The 23,186-nt window shown below is 68.0% G+C and carries 14 protein-coding genes; 6 read left to right on the top strand and 8 right to left on the bottom strand.

The genetic code is table 11. From position 1 onward, the window contains the following. Window positions 1-32 precede the first annotated feature (32 nt). Window positions 33-2,342, bottom strand: a complete 2,310-nt coding sequence (locus SGCZBJ_RS17345; RefSeq protein ID WP_101719236.1) for an FdhF/YdeP family oxidoreductase — start codon at window positions 2,340-2,342, stop codon at window positions 33-35. After that, window positions 2,342-3,157: a formate dehydrogenase accessory sulfurtransferase FdhD gene (gene fdhD / locus SGCZBJ_RS17340; RefSeq protein WP_101719270.1), complete on the bottom strand. Its 816-nt coding sequence runs from the start codon at window positions 3,155-3,157 to the stop codon at window positions 2,342-2,344. The genes SGCZBJ_RS17345 and fdhD overlap by 1 nt, the downstream gene beginning before the upstream one ends. 345 nt (window positions 3,158-3,502) lie before the next feature. Between fdhD and SGCZBJ_RS17335 the strand changes: the two genes are divergently transcribed. Continuing rightward, the gene (locus tag SGCZBJ_RS17335; RefSeq protein ID WP_101719235.1) at window positions 3,503-6,361 is read left to right on the top strand and encodes a TonB-dependent receptor domain-containing protein; all 2,859 of its coding nucleotides are present in this window, start codon (window positions 3,503-3,505) and stop codon (window positions 6,359-6,361) included. Window positions 6,362-6,569: 208 nt separating this feature from the next. Here SGCZBJ_RS17335 and SGCZBJ_RS17330 read toward each other — a convergent pair whose 3' ends face one another. The 5 genes from SGCZBJ_RS17330 to SGCZBJ_RS17310 form a co-directional block, all read right to left on the bottom strand. Continuing rightward, window positions 6,570-8,645, bottom strand: coding sequence for a S9 family peptidase (locus tag SGCZBJ_RS17330; RefSeq protein WP_101719234.1), 2,076 nt, complete (start codon window positions 8,643-8,645; stop codon window positions 6,570-6,572). Window positions 8,646-8,874: 229 nt separating this feature from the next. Next, a complete protein-coding gene (gene galA, locus SGCZBJ_RS17325) occupies window positions 8,875-11,388 on the bottom strand; it encodes a beta-galactosidase GalA (protein WP_101719233.1) in 2,514 nt (837 codons plus the stop codon). A 212-nt stretch (window positions 11,389-11,600) separates the two neighbouring features. Next, window positions 11,601-14,309 carry a TonB-dependent receptor gene (locus SGCZBJ_RS17320; RefSeq protein ID WP_101719232.1) on the bottom strand — a complete coding sequence of 903 codons (2,709 nt, stop codon included), beginning with the start codon at window positions 14,307-14,309 and terminating at the stop codon, window positions 11,601-11,603. Between the two features lie 204 nt (window positions 14,310-14,513). Next, complete coding sequence (locus SGCZBJ_RS17315; RefSeq protein ID WP_101719231.1) at window positions 14,514-15,875, bottom strand: glycoside hydrolase family 53 protein; 1,362 nt, start codon at window positions 15,873-15,875, stop codon at window positions 14,514-14,516. 86 nt (window positions 15,876-15,961) lie between these two features. Further along, entirely contained in the window at window positions 15,962-16,846 is an 885-nt protein-coding gene (locus SGCZBJ_RS17310; RefSeq protein WP_101719230.1) for a LysR family transcriptional regulator, read from the bottom strand. Between the two features lie 75 nt (window positions 16,847-16,921). On the opposite strand from SGCZBJ_RS17310, the gene SGCZBJ_RS17305 reads away from it, so the two are divergent. The 5 genes from SGCZBJ_RS17305 (at window position 16,922) to SGCZBJ_RS17285 (ending at window position 21,644) form a co-directional block, all read left to right on the top strand. Further along, on the top strand, window positions 16,922-18,130 hold the full coding sequence (locus SGCZBJ_RS17305; RefSeq protein ID WP_101719229.1) for an MFS transporter: 1,209 nt from the start codon (window positions 16,922-16,924) through the stop codon (window positions 18,128-18,130). Next, window positions 18,127-18,828, top strand: a complete 702-nt coding sequence (locus SGCZBJ_RS17300) for an alpha/beta fold hydrolase (protein ID WP_101719228.1) — start codon at window positions 18,127-18,129, stop codon at window positions 18,826-18,828. The genes SGCZBJ_RS17305 and SGCZBJ_RS17300 overlap by 4 nt, the downstream gene beginning before the upstream one ends. 3 nt (window positions 18,829-18,831) lie before the next feature. Next, on the top strand, window positions 18,832-19,542 hold the full coding sequence (locus SGCZBJ_RS25720; RefSeq protein WP_165799355.1) for a gamma-glutamylcyclotransferase: 711 nt from the start codon (window positions 18,832-18,834) through the stop codon (window positions 19,540-19,542). Window positions 19,543-19,723: 181 nt separating this feature from the next. Beyond that, window positions 19,724-21,394, top strand: a complete 1,671-nt coding sequence (locus SGCZBJ_RS17290; RefSeq protein ID WP_101719227.1) for an MFS transporter — start codon at window positions 19,724-19,726, stop codon at window positions 21,392-21,394. Between the two features lie 40 nt (window positions 21,395-21,434). After that, complete coding sequence (locus SGCZBJ_RS17285) at window positions 21,435-21,644, top strand: hypothetical protein (protein ID WP_101719226.1); 210 nt, start codon at window positions 21,435-21,437, stop codon at window positions 21,642-21,644. A 3-nt stretch (window positions 21,645-21,647) separates the two neighbouring features. Here SGCZBJ_RS17285 and SGCZBJ_RS17280 read toward each other — a convergent pair whose 3' ends face one another. Next, entirely contained in the window at window positions 21,648-23,060 is a 1,413-nt protein-coding gene (locus tag SGCZBJ_RS17280; protein WP_101719225.1) for a helix-turn-helix domain-containing protein, read from the bottom strand. Between the last annotated feature and the right edge of the window lie 126 nt (window positions 23,061-23,186).

The following is a 23,186-nucleotide window of genomic DNA, read 5'->3' as shown; positions in this document are numbered from 1 at the left end:
GACTACGCCGGGCGTGGATCAGCGGCCCTCCGTCAGCCGCCGTGCAGGGTTAACCGCACAGGCGCCGACTTGTAGGCCGGCGTACCACTACGCCGGTCGTGATCCTCAAGTGCTACTAGAGCATTGGTTTCCGGATAGTATGCGGCCACGCACCCACGCGGAATTTTTCGCGCCACGGCCGTGAAGCCGCGCACGACTCGCGCGCCGGTTTCATCGAAGGCGGCCGCTAGGTCGATGCGCTGGCCCTCTGTCACGCCCATCGCCGCCAGATCTTCTGGATTGACGAAGACCACGTCGCGCCGGCCGAAGACCCCGCGATAGCGGTCGTTCTCGCCATAGATGGTGGTGTTGTACTGGTCGTGGCTGCGCAGGGTGGTCAGCAGCATCACCGAGGCGTCGCCCCGGCGCGGATCGTCCAGCCCCGTGTGCGGCAGGAAGTTGGCCTTGCCCGACGGCGTGGTCCACTTGCGCTCGGCCGGCGGCACCGGCAGACGGAAGCCGCCCGGCTGGCGGACGCGCGCGTTGTAGTCGGTGAACTGGGTCGGAAAGACCTGCTCGATCAGGTCGCGGATCTTGTCGTAGTCGGCCGTCAGCCCCTCCCAGTCGGTGGCGTCATCGACGCCCAGGGCGGCGCGGGCGATGCCGGCGACAATGGCCGGCTCGGACATCAGGTGCTCGGAGGCGGGAGGGTTGAGGCCGCGCGAGGCGTGGACCATCGACATCGAGTCCTCGACCGTCACCGACTGGCGCACCCCGCCCTGCAGGTCCATTTCCGTGCGGCCCAGGCACGGCAGCAGCAACGCCTCGCGGCCGACCAGCAGGTGGGTGCGGTTGGGCTTGGTGGCGATGTGGGCCGCGAAGTCGACCATCCGCATGGCCGCATGGGTGCGGACCGGATCGGGCGCGGCGACGGCGAAGTTGCCGCCCAGGCCGACGAACACCTTGGTCTCGCCGGCGCCCATGGCCTCGATGGCCTCGACCACGGTGTGGCCATGCTCGCGGGGCGGCGTGAAGCCGAACACCTTGGCCAGGGAGTCGAGCAGGGCCGCCGACGGCTTTTCCCAGATGCCGACCGTGCGGTCGCCCTGGACGTTGGAGTGGCCCCGCAGCGGACAGATCCCCGCCCCCGCCCGGCCGATGTTGCCGCGCAGCAGCAAGAGGTTCACCAGCTGCTGCACCGTGCTGGACGAATTGCGGTGCTGGGTCAGGCCCATGCCGTAGCAGAGGATCGTGGCGCTGGACCGGGCGTAAATGGCCGCGGCCTCCTCGATCTCGGCCCGCGACAGGCCGCCGACGCTGACGATCTCGTCCCAGGACAGGGCGTCGAGGTGGCCCGCCAGGGCGTCGAAGCCCGCTGTGTGCTCGGCGATGAAGTCGTCGTCGAGGACGGCCGGCTCGTCAGCGCCCCGCGCAGTGCGGTCGAAGGCCAGCACGGCCTTCATCAGCCCCTGCACCACGGCCGCGTCACCGCCGACGTTCACCTGATAATAGCGCGAGGCGATCGGGGTCGACGACAGGGTCGCCATCTCGACCGGGTCCTGCGGCGAGGCGAACCGCTCCAGGGCCCGCTCGACCAGCGGGTTGAAGGCCATGATCGTCGCGCCTCTGCGCGAGGCTTCACGCAGGGTCGCCATCATCCGCGGGTGATTGGTGCCCGGGTTGTGGCCGAAGCACAGGATCAGGTCGGCGTGGTCGAAGTCCTCCAGGCTGACCGAGCCCTTGCCCATGCCGATCGAGTCCGGCAGGCCGACGCTGGTCGGCTCGTGGCACATGTTCGAGCAGTCGGGGAAATTGTTGGTGCCGACCTTGCGGCCCAGCAGCTGGAACAGGAAGGCCGCCTCGTTGCTGGCCCGGCCCGAGGCGTAGAACTCGGCCTGGTGGGGGCTCTCCAGCGCCTGGATCGCCGCGCCGGTGCGGGCGACGGCCTCGCTCCATGCGATCGGCAGGTAGCGGTCGCTGGCGGCGTCATAGGCCATGGGATGGGTCAGGCGGCCCAGGTCCTCGATGGCGTGGTCGCTCCAGGTCAGCATTTCGCTGACGGTGTGGGCGGCGAAGACCTCGGGCGTGGCGCGCTTGGCCGTCGCCTCCCAGGCCACGGCCTTGGCCCCGTTCTCGCAGAACTCGAACGACGAGGTGTGCTTGGGATCGGGCCAGGCGCAGCCGGGGCAGTCGAAACCCTCGGGCTGGTTGGCGCGCATCAGGGTCTTGCCGCCCTCGACGATGGTCTCCTGGTCGGCCAGGGCCCCGGCCACGGCCTTCAGCGCGCCCCAGCCGCCGGCCGGCGCGTCATAGGGCTTCACGCCCGGGATCTTGCCCCCGACCGGATTGGAATCATCAGCCATCACGCAACCTCCCGCGCCGCCTCGACCAGCCGGTCGGGACGGGAAAACACCATGTGGCCGTCGGGCCGGGCCAGGGCGACCAGGGTCAGACCCGCCTCCTCGGCTCGCCGCACGGCCAGGTCGGTCGGGGCCGACACCGCCACGATCATGCCGGCGCCCATGCGCACGGCCTTCTCGACCATCTCGAACGAGCAGCGACTTGTGACCAGAACAAAGCCCGCTCCGGCGTCGCGCCCCTCGCGGGCCATGGCCCCGGCCAGCTTGTCCAGGGCGTTGTGACGGCCCACGTCCTCGGCCAGCAGCTGCACCCGGCCGTCGACATCGCAGAAGGCGGCCGCATGGGTGGCGCGGGTGCTGCGCCCCAGGGCCTGGACAGCTTCGAGATCGGCCAGGGCCGCCGGCACCGCCGCATGGGCGACGGCGACGCCGGCCGCCGCCGGCGGCAGGGGCCGCACCGCGTCGGCCAGCCGCTGCACCCCGCACAGGCCGCAACTCGACCGTCCTTCCAGCTTGCGCGGCCTGGCCTTGCGACGGGCCGCGCCCTCGACGAGGCGCACGTCGACCAGCAGGCCAAGCTCTTCCTTCCGAACCTCGACGGAGGCGATCTCACCGGGCGCGGCGACGCCCTCGGTGATGGTGAAGCCCCGCGCCAGGTCGGCCACGTCGCGCGGCGTCGCCATCAGAACGGTGTGCGGTCGACCGTCGAAGGACAGCCCCACGGCGACCTCGGTCGGGGCCCAGCGCTCGATCGGCGCGGCGCGCCCGGGCGCGCGCCATTCCAAGGCAGGGCGAAGGCGGGCGGAAGCATCGGACATGGTCAAAAGACTACAGTTTGGGCGCCTGCGCCGCCATGGCGAAAGACGAACACGGGGTGTGGCTGCCGGGCCACGCGGCCGGTTTGCGTCAAGCACAACACAAAACGGCGGTTTGCTTCAAAGATCGCGCCCTAGGTTTCCGACAGATATCCGATCCGACCGAAAGTCTGCGGCATACGATTGGCGACAAACCACATCCCGACGTTCCGGTAATTCATCCGAACGTTACAGAACTTTCACCTCACAATCGCGAAACAAACCCCGCCCATCCCTGCCCCACGGCGAAATTTTATTCCGCCACCATGGCCTTGGCCGCGAAGCCTTGGCGAATACTGGGGACTATGAATGGCTAGAAATACCTATCTGCTGGGCGCTTCCGCGCTCGTCATCGCCATGACGACCGCGCCGATGCTGGCGCAGGCCCAGACGACCGACGACGCCTCCGCCGTCGAAGAAGTCGTGGTCACCGGCTCGCGCATCGCGCGCCGCGACTACGTCTCCAACAGCCCGATCGTGACCATGGGCCAGGAAGCGATCGAGAAGACCGGTTCGGTCACGGTCGACACCCTGCTCAACCAGATGCCGCAGTTCGTGCCGGCCGTGTCGTCGACCTCGAACAACCCGTCGAACGGCGGCCAGGCCAACATCGACCTGCGCGGCCTGGGGACGCAGCGCACGATGGTGCTGATCGACGGCCACCGCGTGGTTCCGTCCAACTCGGACGGCACCGTCGACGTCAACATCATCCCCTCGGCCCTGATCCAGAACATCGAAGTGATCTCGGGCGGCGCCTCGGCGACCTACGGCTCGGACGCCCTGTCGGGCGTGGTGAACTTCAAGCTCAACAAGAACTTCACCGGCCTGCAGATGGACGCCCAGTACGGGATCACCGAGCAGGGCGACGGCAAGGAAAGCTCGCTCAGCCTGACCGCCGGCGGCAAGTACGCCGAGGACAAGGGCCACGCCGTGTTCTCGGTCAGCTACTCGCAGCGCGGCGAGGTCTACAACGCCGCCCGCGACTTCGCGAAGGTCTCCGGCGCCTCGTCGACCACTCCGTACGGCCGCTATGACGCCACCGGCACCAACCTGCCCAGCCAGGCCGCCATCGACGCCGTGTTCGCCAAGTACGGCTATGCCGCCGGCTCCGTCGGCCGCTCGGCCAACCTCGGCTTCAACGACGACGGCACGCTGTTCTACAATGGCGTCAACTACACCGGCTCGGACGCGATCGACTATTCGACGATCCCGGTGAACGGCACCTACAACACCGGCGCCCTGAACCTGCTGCAACTGCCGCTGACCCGCTACTCGGCCTATGCGGCCACCGAGTACGAGGTCAACGAGCACGCCGAGGTCTATGGCTCGTTCAACTTCACCCACTACGACTCGCGCACCATCCTCGCGCCGTCGCCAGCGGCCGGTTCGACGGGCTTCTCGGTCCCGGTCACCAACCCCTTCATCCCGACCGACCTGTCGACCATCCTGGCCAGCCGCGCCGACCCGACCGCCGACTTCCTGCTGCGCAAGCGCTTCACCGACGTCGGCTCTCGCATCTCGGAAACCACCTTCAACGTCTTCCAGCTGGCCGGCGGCGTCCGCGGCGCGACCGGCTTCAAGGACTGGACCTACGACCTCTACGCCTCGTTCGGTCGTTCGGAGCAGAACGAGACCCAGTCGGGCAACGTCAGCCACTCGGCCGTGCAGACCCTGCTGGACGCGGCCGACGGCGGCGCCAGCATCTGCACCGGCGGTTATGACCCGTTCGGCAACAACGCCCTGTCGGACTCGTGCCGCTCGTACATCTCGCGCACGACCAAGAACTGGACGGCCGCCGAACAGCGCATGGTCGAACTGAACTTCCAAGGCGGCCTGTTCAACCTGCCGGCCGGTGAAGTGCGCGGCGCCTGGGGCGCGGACTACAAGTTCGACAGCTTCCAGTACGTGCCCGACAGCCTGCTCTCGACCGGCGACGTGGTCGGCTTCAACGCCGCCGACGCCATCGACGCCTCGACCGACGTCTATGAACTGTACGGCGAAATCCTGGTGCCGGTCCTCAAGGACCTGCCGTTCATCAAGTCGCTGAACCTCGACGCCGGCTACCGGATGTCGGACTATCAGACCATCGGCACCGTCGGCGCCTACAAGGTCGACGGCGACTGGGAAGTCGTCGACGGCTTCCGCATCCGCGGCGGCTACCAGCGCGCCGTCCGCGCGCCGTCGATCGGCGAACTCTATTCGCCGCAGAACCAGGACTACCCGTCGATCAGCGAAGACCCCTGCGCCTACAACAGCAGCTACCGGACCGGCTCCAACGCCGCCAGCGTCCGCACGCTCTGCCTGTCGCAAGGCGTGCCGTCGGCGATCCTCGACAGCTACACCTACGCCAACAGCCAGGTGAACGCCCTGACCGGCGGCAACCCGGACCTGAAGGAAGAAACCGCCAACACCTATAATGTCGGCTTCGTCTGGTCGCCGCGCTTCGACAACCCGCTGTTCGAACGCCTGTCGCTGTCGGTCGACTACTATTCGATCGACATCAAGGACGCGATCGGCACCATCGACGCCTCGACCGTGCTGGACAAGTGCTACAACGGCGACGCTAACAGCGCCTACTATTGCAGCCTGTTCTCGCGCAACAGCTCGACGGGCGAGATCGACACCCTCACCCTGACCAACCTGAACCTGGCCCGCTACAAGACCACCGGCGTCGACTTCCAGGCGGACTGGGCCTTCGGCCTGGGCGCGGTCGGCCTCGACGACAAGTACGGCATGCTGAAGTTCAACGTGGTGGGCAACTACCTCGACAGCTTCAAGGTCCAGAGCCTGGCCGGCGAGGAATTCCAGGAGCTGAAGGGCACGATCGGCAACACCTCGATCAGCTCGGTGGCCGTCTCCCACCCCGAGTGGAAGTTCGCGGCCTCGACCAGCTGGGTCGTGGGTCCGGTGGACGTCGGCGTGCGCTGGCGCCACATCGGCAAGATGGTCGACGCGGCCGACTCCTCGGAGAAGATCGACGCCGTCGACTACTTCGACCTGAACGGCAGCTGGCAGATCAACGACACCTACTCGATCCGGGGCGGCGTCACCAACCTGACCGACAAGCAGCCGCCGTACTTCACCTCGTACGTGCAGGCCAACACCGATCCGTCGACCTACGACGTGCTCGGCCGCCGCTTCTACGTGGCGGTGAAGGCCAAGTTCTAAGCCTTCGGGTCTAGGATGAAATCAGGCGGCGGGGTCGAAAGGCCCCGCCGCTTTTTCTTTGGGTAATCCGCAGGAACCTCCCCCCGTGGAGGAGGCGATCGCGCAGCGATCGGTTGGGGGCGTAGCGACCATATCGGCGCAAGCTCTGGCAGCTGAAAGCATCCCCCCACCGGCCTTCGGCCGCCTCCCCCACAGGGGAGGTTCTCTTCTACTTCGGCGGCGTCTGGAACTTTTCGAACCAGGCCAGAATCGCCGAGGCCTTGGCAGCCGACTGCGACGGCCGCACGGCCAGACCGCCGTGGCTGGCGCCGGGCACCTTGACCAGGGCCGTGGGCACGCCGCGCAGTTGCAGGGCCTGGTAGTACTGCTCGGACTCGGCGACCGGCGTGCGCAGGTCCTGATCGCCGACGACCACCAGCGTAGGCGTCTTGACGTTGCCGACCAGCGACAGCGGCGAGCGCGCCCAATAGCCCTGCGGGTCCTCCCACGGCATCTTCCCGAACCAGTACGAGGCCATGAAGCTGTACGCATCCGTGGTCAGCACCTGGCTGGACCAGTTGATCACCGGCTTCTGGGTGGCGGCCGCGGCGAAGCGGTTGGTCTTGCCGACGATCCAGGCTGTCAGGGCGCCGCCGCCCGAACCGCCGGTGACATAGAGACGGTCGGTGTCGACGAAACCCTTGGCGACAGCCGCGTCGACCGCGCTCATCAGGTCGTCGTAGTCGTGGCTGGGATAGTTGCGGTCGATCTCGTTGGCGAAGGCCTCGCCGTACGACGTCGAGCCGCGCGGGTTGGCGTAGACCACCACATAGCCGGCCGCCGCATAGAGCTGGTTGTCGGTCGAGAAGCTGGGGCCATAGGCCGAGAACGGACCGCCGTGGATCTCGAGGATCAGCGGATACTTCCTGGCCGGATCGAAGTTGGGCGGGGTGACGATCCAGGCGCCGATGTCCTTGCCGTCGAAGGACGACTTCACCGGCAGGGCCTCGACCTTGCCCAGGGTCTTGGCGCCCAGGAGGTCGGCGTTGAGGGCCGTCAGCCGCTTGGCCTCGCCGCCCTTCCTGGCGACGGCGATATCGGAGGGACGGCTGGTCGAGCCTTGCGTGAAGGCCACCGTCCCGTCGCGGGCCACGCTGAAGGCGCCGCCGCTGTAGGGGCGGTCGAGGCCGGCGCCGGTCAGGCCCGTAACGACGGTCTCGACCTTGCCCGACAGGTCGACGCGAGCCACGCGCACCGAGCCGTTCTCGTCGTAGGAGACGTAAAGGCTGCGGCCGTCTGCCGACCACACCGGATTGTCGATCGAGCGGTCGAGGTCGCCGGTCAGCACGCGGCTGTTCCCGCCGTCGATGTCCATCACATAGAGGCGGGTGTTTTCGTAGCCCCGGCGGCGGGCGTCGTCATAGCCGACATAGGCCACCTGCCGGCCGTCGGGCGACACCACCGGATTGGCGTCGGGACCGACGCGGGTGGTCAAGGCCTTCAGCGAGCCGTCGGCCAGGGTCAGGCGCCAGACCTCGGCCTCGGCCGGATTGCGCTCCCAGCCCTCGGCGCGATTGGCCGAGAACAGCAGGTAGCGGCCGTCCTTGGTGAAGGACAGCGGCCCGCGGTCGTCGAACTTGCCGAAGGTCAGCTGGCGCGGCGCGCCGCCCTCGGCCGAGACGGTGTAGATCTTGGAGAAGCCGGCCTTCAGCGTCCCCTCGCCATCGCCGCGGAAGGTGACGCGGGTCTCTACGGTCAGCGGCGGCGCCCACTTGGCGTTCTCGGGCTTGCCCTCGGGGGCCGAGCCGAGCTTGGCGCCGTCGTCTGCGGTCAGCATGGTGAAGGCGATGGTCTTGCCATCGGGCGACCAGGTCAGGTCGCTGGGCGCCTCGACCAGCGTGGCCAGGCGCGCGGTGCGGCCGGTGGCGACCCATTGCACATAGAGCTGGGCGCCGGCGTCGGGCGTCACCTGCACATAGGCCAGGCGCTGGCCGTCTGGCGACCAGCGGGGCGACATGGCCGAACCGGGACCAGAGACCAGCGGCGTCTGGGCGCCGGTCTTGGCGTCGATCAGCCAGATCGAGCGCACGGCGCGGTCGACCATGATGTCGTTGGAGGCCCGGACATAGGCGATCAGGTCGCCGTCGGGGCGGATCTGGGGGTCGGACGCGACTTCCAGGCCGAACAGGTCGCGGCCGGTGAACAGCGCCTGGGGCGCCTCGCGAACGGCGGCGACGCCGGCCATCGGGCTCGCCGCCGCCAGGGCCAGCAGCGAAACGAGCAGCAGTTTGGGCGGGCGGCGCATGGGCGATCCTGGCGAAGCTTGCGAAAGAGGGGGTGGATACTGCCGCGCTAGCGCCCAGCGTCCACCCCTAATTCCGCGCCTCGCGCAAGGATCTTGCGCCTTACCAGCCTGAGTTGCTCGCGCGTGGTCCTCGTCCTTCGACAAGCTCAGGATGAGGACCAGATTGCAGGCCTTGCAGTAGAAATCCTCACCCTGAGCCCGTCGAAGGGCGAGGATTTCGTTCTCGCGGTCAGCCCGCCTTCAGCGCCAGCGAGGCCGGCTTCAGGCCGGGAGCCGAGGCCAGCACCCGCACTTCGCCGGCCTGGCCGCGCTTGGTGCGGACGATCACCTGGGCCAGGCCGTTGAAGACCTTGCGCTGGCTGGCGACGTCGCTCTCGTGGCTGGTCGGGTTGCCGTTGCCGACGCCGATCACCTCGCCCGGACCGGTCACCGAGAAGGCGACCAGGTCCTCGGCCTTCGGCACCACGCGACCCTTGGCGTCGACCACCTCGACCTTGAGGATGCCGACGTCCTGACCGTCGGCGGTGAGGGCCGAGCGATCGGTGGACAGGCGCACGGCGGCGGCGGGACCGGCCGTCTCGCGACGCTGGCGCAGGATCACCTTGCCGTCCTTGTAGCCATGGGCCTCGATCGTCCCAGCCACATACGGGACAGACCATTCAACATGATGGTTGGGGGTTACAACGCGGATGCCCTGGCTCTTGCCGTTCAGGAACAGCTCGACCTTGTCGCAGTTGCTGTGGACCCAGACCGGAACCGGCTTTCCTTCCTGGCCTTCCCAGTTCCAGTGCGGGAACAGGTGCAGCAGCGGCTCTTTCCGCCACCAGGCGCGGTAGTAGTAATAGTTGTCCTTCGGGAAGCCGCAGGTGTCGAGCGCCCCGAAGTGCGAGCTGATGCTGGGCCAGCGGTTGAAGGGCGTCGGCTCGCCGCGATAGTCGAAGCCGGTCCAGATGAAGCCGCCGGCCATCCACGGACGGTCGGCCGCGTGGCTCCACCACTTCTCGGCCGTGGTCGCCCACCAGGGGTGGTCGGTGTCATAGGCCGGGACATAGCTCTTGGCGTCGCTGCGCAGGTATTCGCCGCGCGTGGTGACCGTGCTGCCGCTCTCGCTGCCGATGATCGGCAGGTTCGGGAAGCGGGCGTGGAAGTCGTCCATCTTCTCGTGGCGGTAGTTGAAGCCGATGACGTCGAGCTCGGCGGTGATGCCGTCGCCAAAGCCCGAGTCCATGGCGGCCGTGACGCCGCGGGTCGGATCGAGGCGGTTGACCAGGCGCTTCATGGTCTTGGCCACCTTGCGGCCGCGCGCCGTGCCCTGCTGGGGCTCCTCGTTACCGATCGACCACAGGATGATGGACGGGTGGTTGCGGTCGCGGCGGATCAGCCGCTCCATCTCGTCCAGCGAGGTGGGATCGCTGGACATGCGGCGCGTCTCGGCGATGAACAGCATGCCCAGACGGTCGCAGGCGTCCATCAGCTCGGGCGTGGCCGGGTTGTGCGAGGCGCGATAGGCGTTGCAGCCCATCGACTGCAACTGCTCGATCCGCCAGGTCTGCAGGGTGTCGGGGATGCCCGCGCCGACGCCGGCGTGGTCCTGGTGGTTGCAGGTCCCTTGCAGCTTGACGTGCTTGTCGTTGAGGAACAGGCCCTCCTTCGGGTCGAAGCGCACCGAGCGCACGCCGAACGGCGTGGCGTAGCGGTCGACCACCGCGTCGCCGAGCTTTACCTCGGTCACCAGGGTGTAGAGGTGCGGGTTATCCAGCGACCAAAGCACCGGATTGGCCAGGGTCACGGTCTGCGACAGCGACTGGCGCTGCCAGCCCGGCAAGCGCCCGGCGGCCGGGGCCACGGCCAGGGCCGGCTTGCCCGCGCCGTCGAGCACGGTGTGGACCAGGCTGAACTCGACGGCCTCGTCGCCCTCGTTGATCAGGTCGGTCTCGATCTCCAGCGTGCCGTCGACCTTGGACTTCACGAACACGCCCCACTGGGGCACGTGCACCGGGGCGGTCTTGACCAGCCAGACGTGGCGATAGATGCCCGCGCCCTCGTAGAACCAGCCTTCGCCCAGGCTGGCGTCGACGCGCACGGTGATCAGGTTCTCACCGCCGACATTGGCGATGTCGGTGATGTCGACGCGGAAGCTGGCGTAGCCGCTTTCCTCGCTCTCGAGGACATAGCCGTTCACCATCACCACGGCGTCGCGCATCACGCCGTCGAACTCGATCGACAGGCGCGTGCCGGTCTCGACGGCCGGCAGGGTGAACTTCTTGCGGTACCAGCCGATGCTGTTCTGGGGGAACTCGCGGCCGATGGCCTTGTAGCCGTGGGCGGCGCGCAGGTCCTCGTCATCGGGCTTGCCGCTAGGCTTGTAGTCGGGGTTGTTCTCGAACGGCAGGGTGACGGCCCAGTCGTGCGGCACGGTCACGGGGGTCCAGGCGCTGTCGTCGAAGTCCTTCTGGGCGGCGGCGGCCACCCACCAGTTGGGCGCGTCGGCGCCGGCCTTGGCGTAGGTGCGCTGGTTGGCGCCATAGCCGAAGTCGCGGGCCGGATCCTGGGCGTGGCCGAGGTGGAACTTCCAGTCGAAGTCCAGGCTGGTGCGCTCGCGCGGGCCCAGGTCGACGACGACCGGGGCCGCCTTCTTGGCGGGAGCTGCGGCGGGCTTGGCGGCGCGGGCGGAAGACGCGGCGGCGAAGGCGGCGACGCCAGCAGTGGCGGCCAGGGCTTGCCGGCGGCTGAACTCGACCATCGGGGACCTCTCATAAGCAAAAGAAAGGGGAGGAAGCGGCGAGGCTCCCTCCCCTAGCAAAGGATCGTCGGGGAGGAGTGACGTCCTGGAATGAGTGCGAAACCCTGGCCCTTCGACGAGCTCAGGACGAGGATTTCGAATGCCGAAGCGATGCAATGGACCTCACCCCGAGCTTGTCGAAAGGCGAGGTCCACGCAAGGCCTCTGAACGTCTTAGAACTTCACCGTGACGTCCATCAGGAAGCGACGACCATAGATGTCGTAGCGACCCAGACGGTTCTCGTCGCCGTCGCGGTAGGTGCGCATGGCGCGGTTGGTCAGGTTGTTGGCCTGGAAGCGCACGCCGACCATGTCGTTGATCTGGTACGAGGTGCTGAAGTCCAGGGTCTTTTCAGCGCCCAGGGTCTGCAGTTCCGAGCCGTTCCAACCGTAAATCACGGTCATCGGGCTGTGGTACTTGTAGCCCAGGCGGGCTTCGATCGGACCGTTGGAGTACCACAGGTCGACCGTCGCGGTGTGCTTGGCCAGGCCGGTCAGCGACAGCGGCTTGGTCGACGGCGTCATCTCGTTCAGGTCGGAGTCGACGAAGGCGTAGTTCGAATAGATGCCGAACTTGTCCAGGCCCGACGGCAGGAAGAAGAACGGCGTCTGGAAGGTCGCCTCGACGCCCTGGATGTAACCGCCGCCGCCGTTGACCGGGGTGGCCACCGCGTAGGTCGTGCCGTTGTAGGTCTCGGGCGTCTGGGTCCAGCCGATGTAGGTGTCGACGTCCTTGTAGTAGTAGGCCAGGGCCACCAGGGCTTCCGGACGGAAGTACCATTCGCCCGACAGGTCGAACTGGACGGCCTTGAACGGCTTCAGGTTCGGGTTGCCGCCCGAGCCGGTGTACGGTGCCCAGGTGCTGAGGGTCTTGCTGGCGCGCAGTTCGTCCAGCGGCGGACGGGCCACCACCTGCGACAGGCCCACGCGCACGACCTTGCCTTCGCCGAAGTCGAACTTGGCGTTCGCCGACGGCAGGACGTCGGTGTAGTCGTTGTCGACCGTCACGGCGGTGAAGGTGCTGGCGCCGGCGTTCTGACGATAGCCGTCGCTGCTGGTCTTGGTGGTGACCACGCGCACGCCGACGTTACCCGTCAGCCACGAGCCGGCGAAGCTGTCGGCGGCGAAGTTCAGCTTGGCGTAGGCCTCGCCGACCTTCTCGTTGACCTTCCAGCGCTGGGCCAGGTTGTCGCGGGCGTTGGCGTAGTTGAAGGCGTTGTCGCCGTAGATCGCGCGGGCCACCGCGTCGAGGTCGCCGGTGATGACGCCCGGGACGTTGAAGCCGCCGATGTTGTACGAGGTCAGCAGGCTGGCCGGCACGGTGGTCGACTGCAGGCAGTTGCCCCACTCGTCCTGCAGGCTGGCGTCGTAGATGTTGCTCAGGTTCGACGGGTTGGCGCAGACGAACCACTGGCCTTGGCTGTGGTCCTTCGTGCGGTCCGACACGCGGAAGCCGAACTGGACGCTCTTGAACGTGCCGCTCAGGTCGCGGGTGAAGTCCAGGGCCCCGGCGACCAGTTCGTCGTTCAGGTGCTCCAGGCCGTCGTTCTGGCCGCCGTTGTTGCCGGCCGAGCCGCTCTGGACCGTCTGGGCCAGCGAGATCGGATCCTGCGAGGCGGTCACGAACGGCTTGGCGCCGGCGCGGACGTCATAGCTCAGCGACGAGGGCCAGCTGTCCATGCGGACGGCGCGCCAGTTGTTCTCGCGCTCGGCCTTCGAGTACGAGATGTCGCCGGCCACGGTCCACAGGTCCTTGGTCCACTTGCCGTTCAGGCCGGTGGCGAACAGGGTCTTGTCTTCGGTGTAGCGGGCCAGGATCGAGGTGATCGAGGCATACGGCAGGGTCGCCGCGACGACGGTGTTGTTTTCCAGCGTGTATGACGCGCCGGCGCCGTTGTAGTCGCCCCAGTTGCCGTTGTTCCAGTTGCCGCGGTTGCGGGCGTAGACGGCCTGGTCCTGGTCTTCGCGGATCTTGATGTTCGAGTAGAGGGCGTCGAACTTCAGTTCGAAGTTGTCGGTCGGCTTCCATTGCAGGCCGGTCGAAACGCCGTCACGCTTCTGCTCGAGCTTCTTGACCTCGAGTTGCAGACCCCACGGGGTGGCGTCGGTCTTGCCGTCGCCGTTCAGGTCGCCGCTGTAGTCGCTAGCGCCGACGGGGGTGCGGATGTTGGAGTCGTTCCAGCCCCAGCCTTGGAACGACACATAGCCGTTCTTCTGCTTCTGCGAGGTCAGGCCCAGCACCATGGCCAGGTCGTCGTTGAACTTGTGCACGAACGAGCCGCTGGCGCGATAGCCGGTCTGGCCGTAGTCCGGAATGTCCTTGCCGCCGTCATAGTAGACGGGGCCGGCGCGCAGAACGACCGACGGACCGCGGTAGTCCAGCGGGTCGATCGTCTGGATGTTGATGGTGGCCGCGACGCCGCCGGCGATCAGGTCGGCCGACTGCGACTTGTAGACCTGCACGCCCTGGACGACTTCCGAGGGATAGACTTCCCAGCGGACGTTGCGGTCGGGCTCGGACGAGGCGACTTCACGGTTGTTGATGGTGCCCAGCACGAGGCGGGCGCCCAGGCCGCGGACCACCGCCTGGCTGTCGTTGCCGCGGTCGCGGGTGGCGTTCACGCCGGGCAGGCGAGCGATCGACTCGGCGATCGTCACGTCGGGCAGCTGGCCGATGTCCTTGGCCGAGATCGCCTCGACCACCTTGTCGGAGCCTTGCTTCACGCCCAGGGCGTCGCGCAGGCTCTTGCGCACGCCGGTGACGACGACTTCCTCGACCTGGGTGTCGGAAGCGGGAGCCGCGTCCTGCGCCCAGGCGGCGGACGAAACGGCGAGCAGGCTCAGACCGCTGGCGGCGGCGAGCAGCATGGATTGTCGGGTCATCTAGTTCCCCCAATTAGGACGCAACGCCTTCTGCGGGCGTGGCTGTCTTCTGGTTTTGTGGAGAGGACCGGCGTCAAACGGCCGGATCAGTGGGGCGCGACGGTCCGCGCCAAAGGAACCGCGTCTCTGACGGACGCTGACGCGCCGGCTCTGCGGACCGGCGCGCCAGTGGTATTTATCATATCAATCACATCTGACAAGTCGTCAGGGCTGGACGGGCAACCGCACGGCGCTGGGCTTGGCCGAGATGGTCGCGGTAACAGCCGAAGCCGCCTCGACCGCCTCCGCCGTCGGGGCGGTCGCCACGGTCACCGAGGCGCCCGGCATCAAGCGCGTGCGGTAGACGAAGTCGGCGCCCTCGCGGACCATCGGGCGCGGCCCGGCCCCGCCCAGGAAGTCGCCGTCGATGAACGCTGCGGCCTTGTCGCCGGCCGCCACCTTGAAGGTCGTCTCGACGGGCATGACGTAGGTCGAAGACAGCCACTTGATCCCTTGGACCGGCTGGCCCTTGAAGTCGAACAGGGTCGAGTTTTCCCAGTTCGAGCCCGTGCCCCAGCGGGTCTTGCACTTAGTCGAGACCCAGGCCGGCTCCCAGTAGAAGACGCCCGTGCCGCCATTGGCGAAGACCAGCTGGGTCAGGTCGATCAGGTACTTCTTCTGGCCTTCCTGCGTCGCCGGATAGCCGGGGATTAGGGAATCCTCGCCCAGCAGGTTGGGCGAGCTGTCGGCGCCTTCGGTCGTGAAGGGATAGGACGTCTCGACCACCACCACGTCGGCCGAATAGGTGTGACGCAGGCGGTTGATGGACTCGCCCAACTGGGCCATCGAGCGCTTGGACCACTTGCTGTAGTAGCTGATGCCGATCATGTCGTAGTCGGTGACGCCGGCCTTGGCCGCGGCCGCGAACCAGTCCTCGACCGTGTCGGGCTGGGCGATGTGCAGCATCACCCGCGGGTTCTTCGAGCCCTTGGCGCCGGCGTCGCGCACGGCCTTGATGCCGGCGTTGAACAGCAGCGCGTTGCGCTCCCAGTTGATCGGGTCCTTGGCTTTTTCCAGCGTCGAGACGATCTCGCCATTGGTCTCGTTGCCCACCTGCACCAGGTCGGGCATCAGGCCCTGGGCGTCCAGCTTGACCAGGGTGTCGTAGGTGAAGGCGTAGAGGGCCTTGGCCTGCTCCGGCGTCGACAGCTTCTCCCAGGCCTTGGGAGCCAGCTGCTTCTCACCGTCGGCCCAGTCGTCCGAATAGTGGAAGTCGAGCAGCACCTGCAGGCCGGCGGCCTTGGCGCGCTTGATGCTCTTGGTGACGTCGGCGATGTTGGAATAGTTCGTCCACTTGGGGTCGTTCCACAGGCGGATGCGGGCGATGTTCGAGCCGGCGTCCTTGAAGAACTGGTACTGCTCGACGGTCTTGTCGCCCGAACGGTACACCGCGCCGCAGTCGTCCATCTCGTTGGCGTAGGAGATGTCGACGCCGAGATAGGTCTTGGGCTCCGCTGCGACGGCGGCGGTGGAGGCCATCAGGCCGGCGATGAGTCCCAGGCCCAGCTTCCGAAGATGTCCCGACATGGCGAATGCTCCCGTTCTGTCTTTCCCGGCCAATGAAGGCCCGGCCGGGATTTCGGCGCGGAATATCTTCGTATTGATATTACAAATCAACCCTCGGAACCGAGCGCGATCCTGACAAAGTTTTGCAGCGCGGGTGACGGCGTTTTCCCAGTCACCAGGCTGAGTTGCGCGATCGGCGTTCCGCCGGCGATGGGCCGGAAGACCACCCCGTCCAGCGCCAGCCGCGCCATCGAGACCGGCACGATCGACACCCCGAGCTCGGCCGCGACCAGCGCCACCAGCGACAGCATCTGAGGCGCCGGCTGGCCCAGGGTCGGCTCGAAACCCGCGCGCCGACAGGCCTCGACCGCGGCGTCGAAGACGGTGGGGCCAAGCCCGCGCGGCGTCAGGATGAAGGCCTCGGCCCGCAGGTCATTGAGATCGACCGCCTCGCCGGCCGCCGCCGGATGCGAGGTCGGCAGCACCGCCACCATCTCCTCGCCATCCAGATCGTGCACCCGCAGGCCCGCAAGATCGACGGCGCCCGGCCGCAGGAAGGCCGCGTCCAGCGCCCCCTGCGCCACCTCGGCCGCCAGGTGGGTGCTGTTGGTTTCGGTCAGCGACAGCTCGACGTCAGGATAGCGCCGGCGATAGGTGCGCACCGAGGCCTGCACCGCGCGATTGAGCACGGCCGATCCCGTGAAGCCCAGGCGCAGCGAGCCGCTCTCGCCCCGCGCCGCCTTCTGGGCCTGGACGGCCGCCGCCCTGGCCTGATCGGGCATGTTGCGCACGGCCGCATGGAACGCCCTGCCCGCCTCGGTCAGCTCGGCCCCGGTCGGCAGGCGCTTGAACAGGGTCACGCCCAGCTCGGCCTCCAGGTCCTTGATCTGCTGGCTCAGCGGCGGCTGGCCGATGCCGATCCTGGCCGCCGCCCGCGTAAAGTGCCCTTCCTCGGCGACGGCCAGGAAATAGCGGATGTGACGCAGCTCCACATCATCTCCAAAAGCTATCGAAAATCCATTCGCCATATATTGGACTGTCGGAAGGCGGAGTTCTAGATCACCGCCATGACCGCTTGCGCCACCATCACCGCCTCGCCCGCCAGGGACGCGGTGCGCCTGCGCCGAATGTCAGTGGCGCTGTTCCTCGGCGGCTTCTCGACCTTCAGCCTGCTCTACTGCGTGCAGCCCCTGCTGCCGACCTTCGCGCGGACCTTCGGCCTGTCGCCCGCCCAGAGCGCCATGGCCCTGTCGCTGAGCACCGCCACCCTGGCGATCGCCATACTGATGGCCGGCGGCGCGGCCCAACGTCTGAACCTCAAGACGCTGATGTTCAGCTCCATGGTGCTGGCCGCCGGCTGCAACCTCGCCGCCGCCCTGGCCCCGACCTGGCCGCTGCTGCTGGTCGCCCGCGCCGCCGAGGGCCTGCTGCTGGGCGGCGTGCCCGCAGTGGCAATGACCTATCTGGCCGAGGAAACCGAAGCCTCGGAGCTGGCCGCCGCCATGGGCCTCTACGTCGCCGGCACGGCCTTCGGCGGCATGGCCGGCCGCGTCGGCATGGGCTTGCTGCTGGCGACCTTCGACTGGCGCATGGCCATGGCCGCCATCGGGGCGATCGATCTCGTCGCCGCCCTCGCCTTCTTCGCCCTGCTGCCCCGGCCCCGCCATGTGCGCGCCCCCGCGCCCGAGCGCCTCTCCGATCGCCTGCGAACCTGGAACGAGGCCTGGCGCCGCCCCGGCCTGCTGGCGCTGTTCGGCCTGGGCTTCTGCCTGACCGGCGTGTTCGTGGCCCTGTTCAACTACGTCGAGTTCCGGCTTGAGGGCGCGCCCTATCACCTCAGCCAGACCCAGGTCGGCCTGATCTTCCTGGTCTACGCCTTCGGGGTCTGGTCGTCCTCGACCGCCGGACGACTGGCCGAACGTTACGGCCGTCGCCGCCTCCTGCTGGTCGGCCTGGCCGTCATCCTGGCCGGGATCGCCCTGACCCTGCCGACCAGCCTCGCCAGCATCATCGCCGGGATCGCCATGGTCACCACCGGCTTCTTCATCGCCCACGCCGTGGCCAGCGGCTGGATCGGACGCCTCGCTGGCCCCGCCAAGAGCCAGTCGGCTGCGCTCTATCTGCTGTTCTACTATGCCGGCTCGAGCCTGGCCGGCGCCGTCGGCGGCTGGTTCTGGCGACACGGCGCCTGGCCAGCCGTCGCCGGCTTCACCGCCGTTCTCGTCCTGGCCGGCGCCGCCCTGGCCTTGCGCATTCCTCGGGAAGACCCGTCATGACCGATCGCCAAGCCCTCGTCTTTTTGCCCGGCCTGCTGTGCGACGCCCGCCTGTGGCGCGACCAGGCAGAAGGCCTCGCCGACATCGCCGAGCCGATCATCGCCGACCTGACCCTGGACGACAGCGTCGCGGCCATGGCCGCCCGCGTGCTGGCCGCCGCCCCAGAACGCTTCGCCCTCGCGGGCCTCTCCATGGGCGGCTACGTCGCCTTCGAGATTCTGCGCCAGGCGCCGCAGCGGGTCCAGCGCCTGGCCCTCCTGGCCACCAGCGCCGCGCCCGACACCCCCGCCCGCGCCGAGAACCGCCGCCGCGCCATGGCCGCGCTGGAGGTCGGCCGGTTCCTGGGCGTCACCCAGCGGATGCTGCCGCAACTGCTGCACGCCTCGCGCCTGGACGAGCCGCTGGGCGCCGAGGTCAAGGAGATGGCCGCCCGCGTCGGCGGCCAGGCCTTCCTGCGCCAGCAGCACGCCATTCTCGGTCGTCCCGACTCCTGCCCGCTGCTGCCCTCCATCGCCATGCCCACCCTGGTGGCCGTCGGCGATTCCGACCAGCTGACGCCGCCGACGGAGTCCCGCGCGATCCACGAGGCGATCCCCGGCTCGCGCCTTCACGTGTTCGAGGCCTGCGGCCACCTGCCGGCCATAGAGCGCCCCGAAGAAACGACCGCCCTGCTGCGCGCCTGGCTGACGGAGGCCTGAGCTATGATCGAGATCGATCGTCTGGACCACTTCGTGCTGACCGTGGCCAGCGTCGAGGCCAGCGCCGCCTTCTACGAGCAGGTGCTGGGCGCCGAGCGGGTCGTCACGCCTGGCAAGCCGACGGCCGTTCGCTTCGGCCGCTGGAAGATCAATCTCCACCCGGCCGACGCGCCCTTCACGCCCAAGGCGGCGCGGGCCCTGGCCGGCGCCGGCGATTTCCGCCTGATAACCCGCCAGCCGCTCGATGCCGTGCTCGGTCACCTCGCCGGCTGCGGCGTCGCCATCGAGCTCGGCACGGTGGATCGCAACGGCGCACTGGGGCCCATGACCTCGGTCTATTTTCGCGATCCCGACCAGAACCTGATCGAGATCAGCCGCTACGCCGAGCGCCCCCTCCAACGTCTGGCGGTCTACGGCTCGCTCGCGCCCGGCCGCCCCAACCACCATCACCTGGCGCCGCTGGGCGGGACCTGGACATCCGGCGTCGTGCGCGGCCGCCTGGTCGCCGAGGGTTGGGGCGCGGCCATCGGCTTCCCCGGCCTCGTGCCCGATCCCGACGGCGAGGCCATCGCGGTGCAGGTGCTGGAAAGCGGCGCGCTGGAGGCCCACTGGGCCCGCCTCGACGCCTTCGAGGGCGCCGGCTACCGCAGGGTAAGCCTCACGGTGGAAACCGACGCCGGCGCCGTCGAAGCCTGGATCTACGTCCTGGCCTGACTTCCTGGCGGGCTCGTCATGCCACCGGTGGCAGCATCGGCCGGCTCAATCCCCGAAAATCGTCGTTCGCAACCCTGCGTTCCACGAAAGTTCCCCTTTACGTAAGTCGCGAGGCGCCTGCCATCATCCCCCGCAACGATCAGCCGCGCAAAGCGGCGACGCTTTTGAGGAGGATACGAGTATGGCGGACGCCGTAGCGACGTCAGGCGCGAAGAACGGAGAGACCGTTCAGCGCAAGGACGCCTTGGTCATCGGCGCGGCGTCGGTGGGCACGGTCTTCGAGTGGTACGACTTCTACCTGTACGGCTCCCTGGCCACCTACATCACCCACCACTTCTTCTCGGGCGTGAACGAGACCACGGGCTACATCTTCGCCCTGCTGGCCTTCGCCGCCGGCTTCGCGGTGCGCCCGTTCGGGGCCCTGGTGTTCGGACGCCTCGGCGACCTATGGGGTCGCAAGAACACCTTCCTCGTCACCATGCTCTTGATGGGCCTGTCGACCTTCGTCGTCGGCCTCCTGCCCAGCTACGAGCAGATCGGCGTCGCCGCCCCCATCGCGCTGGTGCTGATGCGCCTGCTGCAAGGTCTGGCGCTGGGTGGCGAGTACGGCGGCGCGGCGACCTATGTGGCCGAGCACGCCCCGCATGGCCGGCGCGGCTTCTACACCAGCTTCATCCAGATCACCGCGACCTTCGGCCTGTTCCTGAGCCTGGTGGTGATCCTCGCCACCCGCTCGACCGTCGGCGAGGACGCCTTCCAGGCCTTCGGCTGGCGCATCCCGTTCCTGATCTCGATCGCCCTCCTGGGCGTGTCGCTGTGGATCCGCCTGCAACTGTCGGAAAGCCCGTCGTTCCAGAAGATGGTCAGCGAGGGCAAGGGCACCAAGCAGCCGCTGAAGGACAGCTTCGCCCGCTGGGGCAACCTGAAGATCGTCATCCTGGCCCTCGTCGGCCTGACCGCCGGCCAGGCCGTGGTCTGGTACACCGGCCAGTTCTACGCCCTGTTCTTCCTGGAGAAGATGCTCAAGGTCGACGGCGCCGTGGCCAACACCCTGGTGGCCGTCGCCCTGCTGATCGGCACGCCGTTCTTCGTGGTCTGCGGCTGGCTGTCGGACAAGATCGGCCGCAAGCCGATCATCATGCTGGGCTGCGCGCTGGCCGCCCTCACCTACTTCCCGCTGTTCAAGACCCTGACCAGCGCCGCCAACCCGCAACTGGCCGCCGCCACGGCCTCGGCCCCGGTGACGGTCATCGCCGACCCGGACGACTGCTCGTTCCAGTTCGACCCCGTGGGCAAGACGGTGTTCAACTCCTCCTGCGACCTGGCCAAGTCCTACCTGGCCAGGGCCGGCGTCAGCTACGAGAACCAACCGATCGCGACCGGCGAGATCGCCGAGGTCCGCATCGGCGAGACCACCCTGCCCTCGTTCCGCGGCGAGACCCTCTCCAAGGAGCAGTTCGCCGTCGAGAAGAAGGCCTGGGAGGCCAAGCTCTCCGAAGCCCTGAAAACCGCCGGCTATCCCGAGAAGGCCGACCCGGCCAAGATCAACAAGCCGCTGGTGATCTTCGTCCTGACCCTGCTGGTGATCTACGTCACCATGGTCTACGGCCCGGTGGCGGCGATGCTGGTCGAGCTGTTCCCGACCAACATCCGCTACACCTCGATGAGCCTGCCCTACCACATCGGCAACGGCTGGTTCGGCGGCTTCCTGCCGACCACGGCCTTCGCCATGGTCGCGGCCACCGGCAACATCTACTACGGCCTCTGGTATCCGATCGTCGTAGCCGCCGTGACGGCGATCATCGGCATGCTGTTCCTGAAGGAAACCAAGGACGTCGATATCGAGGCCTGACCGGCTTGCGGGCGCTTTTCGCGGGCGACATCCTCTGCGGATGACCCATCAAGAACAGCGCCTGCTTTCCGCCCTCGCCTGGATGTGCGCCCAGTATCTCGAGGATCGCGACGGCGAGCTCGACCATCAATCCATGTCGGCCGGGGAACGCGCCGTGGACCTGCTGGTCGGCTACGGCCTCCTCGCCCCGTCCGGACGCGGCGGAACCTGGACGCAGGCTGGCCAGGACCTGCTGAACGCGATCGACTGAAGCCTACCCCTTCAGCGAGAACGGCACCCAGCGGCGGTCGTCCTCGAACACCTCGAAGGCCCGGTCCACCGGCGGGAAGGCGCGCTGGGAGCAGTCATCGCGCTCGCAGATCCGGCAGCTGACCCCGATCGGCGCCGACGGTCCCGAAAGATCCAATCCGTCGGCATAGACCAGCTGGTCGGCATAGCGGGCCTCGCAGCCCAGGCCCAGGGCATAGCGCCGCTCGGCCTGGCGATAGGCGCCCGACGGCTTCACCACCCCCCGCGCGATGCAGACATAGCGGACGGCGTCGGGCATCTGCGCCAGCTGCACCAGCCAGGCGTCGGGCCGGGCGAAGGCGTCGTGCACGTTCCAAAGCGGACAAGCCCCGCCAAAGCGCGCGAACTGCAGGCGCGTGGCGCTGTGGCGCTTGGTGATGTTGCCGGCCCGGTCCAGCCGCACGAAGTAGAACGGCACGCCCCGGGCGCCCGGTCGCTGCAAGGTCGAGAGCCGGTGGAACACCTGCTCCAGGCTGGTCTGGAACGACAGCGCCAGGCGCTCGATGTCATGCCGCGCCGCCCGCGCCGACTCGCGGAAGCGCTCGTAGGGCAAAACGAGCGCGCCGGCGGCGTAGTTGAGCAGGCCCGTACGACAGACCTTGGCGGCGCTGTCGCTGCGAAAGCCCGCCGCCGCCAGTTCGGCCTCGACGATGTCAGACAAGGTGAGCGCGGCGATCTGATAGGCCAGCTGGAAGCTGCGCGTCGCCTCCGGATGGGCCGCGCCGATGGTCACGGTTCGCGAGGAGGCGTCCCAGTGGCGCAGCAGGTCAGGCTCGTCGCCGCGCACTACCCGCACGCCCAGGCGGTCGGCGAGATAGGCCTCCAGCGCCCGCTCGCCGCCTCCGCCGATCTCAACCGCCAGAGCCTCCGCGGCGACGTCCAGGCTATGGATGTAGTTGTTCTTGTAGTGGAAGAAGTCGCGGACCTCTTCGTAGGGCAAGAGTGCGCTGGCCGCCCCGCGCTCGTCCAGCGATACGGCCTCCTCGGTCGCTTTCAGCCGCTCGTCGAGACGGCGATAGGCGCGGTGCAGGTCGAGATAGGCCTTGGCGAGGTTGGGCGTATTGGCCACCGCCGCCTTGATCTCCGACAGGGCCGGCGGATCGTTCCCCATTGGTCCGCCGACGGGCGCGTCGGCCGTGGCCTCGCGCAGGTCGGCGATCAGCCGCTGGTCGTCGGCTGCGTCCAGCGAAGCGGCGTCCACCTCGAACACCCGCATGACGTCGATGAGCACCCGGGCGGTGACCGGCCGCTGGTTGGCCTCGATCTGCGACAGGTAGCTGGCCGAAAGGCCGAGCTGGGCCGCGCAGGCCTCCAGCTTCCAGCCCTTGGCCTGGCGCAGCAGCCGCAGACGCGGCCCGATGAATAGCTTCTCTCCCATTTCGCAACTTTGCTATTTCACAAAATGCAAGTTCGCAAGCCCTCGCCAGAGCCTCAATTTCCTTGAGACAGAAGCCCAACACCACGCAAAATTGCTTCTTTGCGACGTTCACAGCCCGGTCGGAGT

Origin of the sequence: Caulobacter zeae (assembly GCF_002858925.1) — a bacterium.
Classification (GTDB): Bacteria; Pseudomonadota; Alphaproteobacteria; order Caulobacterales; family Caulobacteraceae; genus Caulobacter; species Caulobacter zeae.
This window is presented reverse-complemented; position numbering and strand designations above follow the sequence as displayed.